Source organism: Streptomyces sp. NPDC005899 (assembly GCF_040629645.1).
Classification (GTDB): domain Bacteria; phylum Actinomycetota; class Actinomycetes; order Streptomycetales; family Streptomycetaceae; genus Streptomyces.
The window spans coordinates 44,260-51,606 of the sequence record NZ_JBEXWB010000013.1 but is presented as its reverse complement, the minus strand read 5'-3'; the positions used below and the strand labels follow the sequence as shown (position 1 = coordinate 51,606).

At 70.4% G+C, this 7,347-nt stretch carries 3 protein-coding genes and 1 pseudogene; 2 read left to right on the top strand and 2 right to left on the bottom strand.

Annotated elements, in window-relative coordinates:
• Positions 1-82: 82 nt before the first annotated feature.
• Positions 83-1,651: pseudogene (locus tag ABZ371_RS03480) on the top strand (heavy metal translocating P-type ATPase); the annotation flags it as partial.
• Positions 1,652-2,223: 572 nt separating this feature from the next.
• On the opposite strand, the gene ABZ371_RS03475 reads toward ABZ371_RS03480, so the two are convergent.
• Together ABZ371_RS03475 and ABZ371_RS03470 are read right to left on the bottom strand one after the other, a co-directional pair.
• Positions 2,224-3,522: a citrate synthase gene (locus tag ABZ371_RS03475; protein WP_358672911.1), complete on the bottom strand. Its 1,299-nt coding sequence runs from the start codon at positions 3,520-3,522 to the stop codon at positions 2,224-2,226.
• A gap of 197 nt (positions 3,523-3,719) precedes the next feature.
• Positions 3,720-5,951 carry an ATP-dependent RecD-like DNA helicase gene (locus ABZ371_RS03470; RefSeq protein ID WP_358672910.1) on the bottom strand — a complete coding sequence of 744 codons (2,232 nt, stop codon included), beginning with the start codon at positions 5,949-5,951 and terminating at the stop codon, positions 3,720-3,722.
• 150 nt (positions 5,952-6,101) lie between these two features.
• Between ABZ371_RS03470 and hemA the strand changes: the two genes are divergently transcribed.
• Positions 6,102-7,322, top strand: a complete 1,221-nt coding sequence (gene hemA / locus ABZ371_RS03465) for a 5-aminolevulinate synthase (protein WP_358672909.1) — start codon at positions 6,102-6,104, stop codon at positions 7,320-7,322.
• Positions 7,323-7,347: the final 25 nt, after the last annotated feature.

Genomic DNA, 7,347 nt, shown 5'->3' with positions numbered 1-7,347 from the left:
GCCACGGGACAGCCCGGGCGGGAGGCTGGCCACGGTCGCCGACCCGGAGGGTGCGGTGTTCACCGTCCAGCGGTCTGCTGTGAGCTGAGCGCAGATGCGCGCCCTGCTGCACCTGGGCGCCAAGGACGTGGCGGTCCTCCGCGCCGGCCCCGACGGCGCGGAGGCCGAGGTGCGGATACCGGTCGCCCTGCTCGCCGTCGGCGACCGCTTCGTCGTACGGCCGGGCGAGAAGATCGCCACGGACGGCACGGTCCTGGACGGGTCCTCGGCCGTCGACGTCTCCATGCTGACCGGCGAGTCCGTGCCCGTGGACGCTGGCGTGGGCGACCCGGTCACCGGGGCCACCCTCAACGTGTCCGGCCGGCTGGTCGTCGAGGCCACCCACGTCGGCGGCGACACCCAGCTGGCCCGGATGGCGGAGCTCGTCGAGAACGCCCAGAACGGGAAGGCGGCGGCCCAGCGCCTCGCGGACCGGATCTCGGCGGTCTTCGTCCCCGTCGTCCTGCTCATCGCCCTGGCCACCCTGGTCGCGTGGCTGCTCGCCACCGACGACATCACCGCCTCCTTCACCGCCGCGGTGGCCGTCCTGATCATCGCGTGCCCCTGCGCCCTGGGGCTCGCCACTCCCACCGCCCTCATGGTGGGCACCGGGCGCGGGGCCCAGCTGGGCATCCTCATCAAGGGGCCGGAGGTGCTGGAGACGACCCGCGCGGCCGACACGATCCTCCTCGACAAGACCGGGACCGTCACCACCGGCCACATGACCCTCGGACGTGTCCACACCGCGGCCGGAACGGCCGAGGACGACGTCCTGCGCCTCGCGGGGGCCTTGGAACACGCGTCCGAGCACCCCGTCGCCCGGGCGGTCGCCACCGGAGCCGCCGCCCGCACCCCGGCGGGCCTCCCCTCCGCCACGTCCTTCACCAACGTCCCCGGACTCGGGGTCCGCGGACGCGTGGAGGGGCACGAGGTGCTCGCGGGCCGCCCCAAGCTCCTCGCGGACTCGGACATCACCCTTCCGCCCGCCCTGGCCGAGGCCGTGGCGGACGCCGCTCGGCACGGCCGTACGGCCATCGCCGTCGCCTGGGACGGCGAGGCCCGGGGGGTGCTGGAGGTCGCCGACGCGGTGAAGGAGACCAGCGCCGCCGCCGTCGCGGAGCTCCGCGCGCTGGGCCTCCGGCCCATCCTGCTGACCGGTGACAACCGGGCGGTGGCCGACGCGGTGGCCGAGGCCGTGGGGATCGACGAGGTCTACGCGGAGGTCATGCCCGTGGACAAGGTGGACGTCGTCCGGCGCCTGCAGTCCGAGGGGCGCTCCGTCGCCATGGTCGGCGACGGCGTCAACGACGCGGCGGCCCTGGCGGTCGCGGACCTGGGCCTTTCCATGGGCACGGGTACGGACGCGGCGATCGAGGCCGGGGACCTCACACTGGTTCGTGGAGATCTCAAGGTGGCGGCTGACGCCATCCGGCTGTCGAGGCGTACTCTGTCGACCATCAGGGGCAACCTCTTCTGGGCCTTCGGCTACAACGTGGCCGCCCTGCCTCTCGCCGCGTCCGGGCTGCTCAGCCCCATGATCGCGGGAGCGGCGATGGCGTTCTCGTCGGTGTTCGTCGTGGCGAACAGCCTGCGGTTGCGCTCCTTCACCTGATGTACACAAAGAGACTTAGATCACACCGGTTCGAGGGTAACCTTCTGAAGGGTCGGTGAGTCTAAGAGTGCGATGCCGAGGATGTCTTGGGGGACGTCCGACGGAGTGTCTTGGGGGACGCTCCGGGCAAGCGTTGGCCGGGGCACGTGCACCGGGAAGCTTTGAGCGGCCCTCCCGCGCGTACGTACCCCGGCAAGCCCGCACGGCAGGACCCGAGTGAACAGCACCACCGCAAGGACAACGGGAGCCCCGGCTCCCGGCAGACGCCCGGCCGGATCCCGTGGGGGGAATCCGCTCCGGGATATGGGAAGCGCCCTGTCCGTCGACCCGTGGGGGGATCGACGGCGGGGCGCTTCTCGCGTTCCCGGCATCCCCCGGACCGCCCGCCGGACGTTCTCCCCGCTGGGGGCCGCCCGGCCGGGGGCGGGGCCCCGGCCCCACCCGCGTCCCCGTCCCCTCCCCCGAAACGCCGAATCGCCCCGGACGCCGCACCCTGAGGGACAGGGGCGGCACGCGGGGCGAAGGCGGTCGGCCGTGCGGGCCGGGTACTACGGCCGCTCGGGGACCGGGTGTCAGCGGCTCTCGGCCGGGACGAAGTCGCGCAGGACCTCGCCGGTGTAGATCTGGCGCGGGCGCCCGATGCGGGATCCCGGCTCCTTGATCATCTCGTGCCACTGGGCGATCCAGCCCGGCAGCCGGCCGAGGGCGAACAGCACGGTGAACATCTCGGTCGGGAAGCCCATGGCGCGGTAGATCAGACCGGTGTAGAAGTCCACGTTGGGGTAGAGGTTGCGCGAGACGAAGTAGTCGTCGGACAGCGCGTGCTCCTCCAGCTTGAGCGCGATGTCGAGCAGCTCGTCCGACTTGCCGAGCGAGGCCAGCACGTCGTGGGCGGCAGCCTTGATGATCTTGGCGCGCGGGTCGAAGGACTTGTACACCCGGTGGCCGAAGCCCATCAGGCGGACGCCGTCCTCCTTGTTCTTCACCTTCTGGATGAAGGAGTCGACGTCGCCGCCGTTGGCCTGGATGCCCTCGAGCATCTCCAGCACCGACTGGTTGGCACCGCCGTGCAGCGGGCCCCACAGCGCCGAGATACCGGCGGAGATGGAGGCGAACATGTTGGCCTGCGAGGAGCCGACCAGGCGCACGGTGGAGGTGGAGCAGTTCTGCTCGTGGTCCGCGTGCAGGATGAGCAGCTTCTCCAGCGCCGCGACGACGACCGGGTCCGGCACGTACTCCTGGGCGGGGACCGAGAAGGTCATGCGCAGGAAGTTCTCGACGTAGCCGAGGTCGTTGCGCGGGTAGACGAACGGGTGACCGATCGACTTCTTGTACGCGTACGCGGCGATCGTCGGGAGCTTGGCCAGCAGACGGATCGTCGAGAGGTGGCGCTGCTCCTCGTCGAACGGGTTGTGGCTGTCCTGGTAGAAGGTGGACAGCGCGCTGACGACCGAGGAGAGCATGGCCATCGGGTGGGCGTCGCGCGGGAAGCCGTCGAAGAAGCGCTTGACGTCCTCGTGCAGCAGCGTGTGCTGGGTGATCTCGTTCTTGAAGGCCGACAGCTCGTCGACCTTGGGGAGGTCGCCGTTGATCAGCGTGTAGGCGACCTCGAGGAACGTCGAGCTCTCGGCGAGCTGCTCGATGGGGTAACCGCGGTAGCGCAGGATGCCCTGCTCGCCGTCGAGGTAGGTGATGGCGGATTTGTACGCGGCTGTGTTGCCGTATCCGCTGTCCAGCGTGACCAGGCCCGTATTGGCCCGGAGCTTCCCGATGTCGAAGCCCTTGTCGCCGACGGTGCTGTCGATCACCGGGTAGGTGTACTCGTCATCGCCGTACCGCAGTACTACAGCGTTGTTGGTGTGCTCGCTCACGTCATCCCTCACCGACGTAGTGCCTCTTCTTCGAGGTGCCCTGACTGTCTCCACCCTCCCCCATTTGGCTCAGGAGAGTGCACTCGGGGTCGTCCATTGGACCTACTGGCGGCACTCAGTGCCGCCAACTTACTCATCCTGCCCCCTGCGATCCGGTTCCGGAAGGGCTCAGTGATGTTTCCCACCGTTTTGATCGATCATTTTTCCGGGAAGTCTTCCACCGGCCCTCCCCGCAGCCGGAAATCCAGCGCCGTACAGCGCCTGCCTGCGGAAACCGTGCGGACCGCCTGCCCGATGGCCCTGCGCGAGCCGACCAGCACGACGAGCTTCTTCGCCCTGGTCACGGCCGTGTAGAGCAGGTTTCGCTGGAGCATCATCCAGGCGCTGGTGGTCACGGGGATGACGACCGCCGGGTACTCGCTGCCCTGGGAGCGGTGGATCGTCATGGCATAGGCGTGGGCCAGCTCGTCCAGCTCGTCGAAGTCGTAGCCGATCTCCTCGTCCTCGTCCGTACGGACCGTCAGGCGCTGTTCGTCCGCGTCGAGGGCGGTGACGACGCCGACCGTGCCGTTGAAGACGCCGTTCTCTCCCTTGTCGTAGTTGTTGCGGACCTGGGTGACCTTGTCGCCGACCCGGAAGACCCGGCCGCCGAAGCGCTTCTCCGGCAGATCGGGGCGGCCGGGCGTGACGGCCTGCTGGAGCAGGCCGTTGAGGTGTCCGGCGCCCGCCGGGCCCCGGTGCATCGGCGCGAGGACTTGCACGTCACGGCGGGCGTCGAGGCCGAATCTGGCGGGGATGCGGCGGGCCGCGACGTCCACGGCGAGTACTCCGGCGTCCTCCGTCTCGTCCTCCACGAAGAGGAAGAAGTCGTCCAGCCCCTGGGTGAGCGGCACCAGACCGGAGTTGATCCGGTGGGCGTTGGTGACGACCCCGGACCGCTGGGCCTGGCGGAAGATCGTCGTCAGCCGGACCGCCGGCAAGGGGCCGCCGTCGGCGAGCAGGTCCCGCAGCACCTCGCCGGCACCCACCGAGGGGAGCTGGTCGACGTCACCGACCAGGAGGAGGTGGGCACCGGGTGCCACCGCCTTGACGAGCTTGTTGGCGAGCAGCAGGTCGAGCATCGACGCCTCGTCCACGACCACGAGGTCGGCGTCCAGCGGCCGGTCCCGGTCGTAGGCCGCGTCACCACCGGGTTTCAGCTCCAGCAGCCGGTGCACGGTGGACGCCTCGGCACCGGTGAGCTCCGAGAGCCGCTTCGCGGCCCGCCCGGTCGGGGCGGCCAGGACCACCTTCGCGCCCTTGGCCCGCGCCAGCTCGACGACGGACCGCACGGTGAAAGACTTGCCGCAGCCCGGACCACCCGTGAGGACGGCCACCTTGCGACTGAGCGCGAGCCGGACGGCGGCCTCCTGCCCGGGCGCCAGCTTCGCCCCCGTGCGCCCCGCGAGCCAGCCCAGGGCCTTGTCCCAGTCGACGTCCTGGAAGGCCGGCATCCGGTCCTGCGGCGTACGCAGCAGGCGCTGCACCTGGGCGGCCAGGGAGATCTCGGCCCGGTGGAAGGGCACCAGGTACACGGCGGTGACGGGCTGCCCGTCCTCCGGGCCCGGCACCTTCTCCCGCACGACGCCCTCCGGGTCCTCCGCGAGCTCGGCCAGGCACTCGATGACGAGCCCCGTGTCCACCTGGAGCAGCTTCACCCCGTCCGCGATCAGCCGTTCCTCGGGCAGGAAGCAGTGGCCCTGGTCGGTGGACTGCGACAGGGCGTACTGCAGTCCGGCCTTGACCCGCTCGGGGCTGTCGTGCGGAATGCCCACGGCCTGGGCGATGCGGTCGGCGGTCAGGAACCCGATGCCCCAGACGTCGGCGGCCAGCCGGTAGGGCTGGTTCCGCACGACGGAGATCGAGGCGTCCCCGTACTTCTTGTAGATGCGCACGGCGATGGAGGTGGAGACCCCGACGCTCTGAAGGAAGACCATCACCTCCTTGATGGCCTTCTGCTCCTCCCAGGCCGCGGCGATCATCTTCGTGCGCTTCGGGCCGAGCCCGGGGACCTCGACGAGCCGCCCGGGGTGCTGCTCGATGATGTCCAGGGTGCCGACGCCGAAGTGCGTGGTGATGCGGTCGGCCATGACCGGGCCGATGCCCTTGATCAGGCCGGAGCCCAGATAGCGGCGGATGCCCTGGATGGTGGCGGGCAGGACCGTCGTGTAGTTGTCGACCTGGAACTGCTTGCCGAACTGCGGGTGCGAGGCCCAACGCCCCTCCATCCGCAGGGACTCACCGGGCTGCGCGCCCAGGAGCGACCCGACGACGGTGAGCAGGTCGCCGCTCCCCCTCCCGGTGTCGACGCGGGCGACGGTGTACCCGTTCTCCTCGTTGGCGTAGGTGATCCGCTCCAGGACGCCTTCGAGCACGGCGGTGTTGGACATGTGCCGACGGTATCCGCTGCGACCGACAGCCCGCCGGGACCCCGCCCGCACCGGTACCCGGGAGGGCCGGGACGGAGCCGGGACCGGAACGGGAACAGCGGGATCCATGGTGTCTCCAGACCGAGTCACCCGACCCGAGAGGCCAGCACCGTGATCTCCACTCTTGCTCCGCCCCACGCAGCGGACGCGTACGCCGGCCTGCGGACCGGCCTCGACCAGCTGAAGGCGGAAGGCCTCTACCGTGACTTCGTCGCCTGCTCCTACCTCGCGGAGGACCGGGGGCACGCGCTGCACCAGGGACGCCGCATCCAGGTGTGGTGCACCAACGACTACCTGGGCATGAGCCAGCACCCCGACGTGATGCAGGCCCAGATCGCCTCCGTCCTGCGGCACGGCACCGGCAACGGGGGCTCCCGGAACATCGCGGGCACCAGCGAGGCGCACGTGGAGCTGGAGGCACTGCTCGCCCTCTGGCACGGCAAGGAGCGGGCGCTGGTCTTCACCAGCGGTTACGTCGCCAACGTGGAGACCCTGACCACCCTCCTGCGGGCCGAACCGGAGACCATGGTCTTCTCGGACGCGCTCAACCACCGCTCCCTCATAGAGGGCGTGCGGACCTCGGGCAACGCCAAGTACATCTTCCCCCACAACGACCTGACGGACCTGGAACTCGCGCTCGCCGCCCAGCCCCTGGACCGCCCGAAGCTCATCGTCTTCGAGTCGGTGTACTCGATGGACGGCGACATCGCGCCCATCCGCGAGATCTGCGACCTGGCCGAGCGCTACAACGCGCAGACCTACCTGGACGAGACCCACGCGATCGGCGTCTCCGGGCCGACCGGAGCCGGTATCTGCGAGGCGATCGGCGAGACCCGGGCGACCTTCGTCCAGGGGGTGTTCGGCAAGGCCGTGGGCAGCACCGGCGGTTACGTCGCCGGTCCCGACGTGCCGCTGGACTACGTGCGGTCCCACGCCCCGGGGTTCATCTTCACCACGACCATCCCGCGGGCCTCCCTGGACGCCGTCCTGGCGAGCCTCTCCGTGATCCGGGGCCCCGAGGGCGTCGCCATGCGGGCCGAACTGGCCGCCAACGCCGACCTGATGCGCCGCCGGCTCACGGAGGCGGGCATCACCCACGTCCCCGCGCCCACCCACCTGGTCCCGGTCCTGGTACCGGGCGGCGAGCGGGTCAAGCGCATCTCCCGCCGGCTGCTGGAGGAGTTCTCCGTCTACGTGCAGCCCATCAACTTCCCGTCGGTGCCGAAGGGCGGCGAGCGCTTCCGCGTGACCGTGGCGCCCTTCCGCACCGAGGAGCAGATCGACCGGTTCGTCGAGGCGCTCGCGCAGTGCCTGGCGGACGACCCCAGCTGAAGCGGTTCCCCTTTTTCCACGCAAG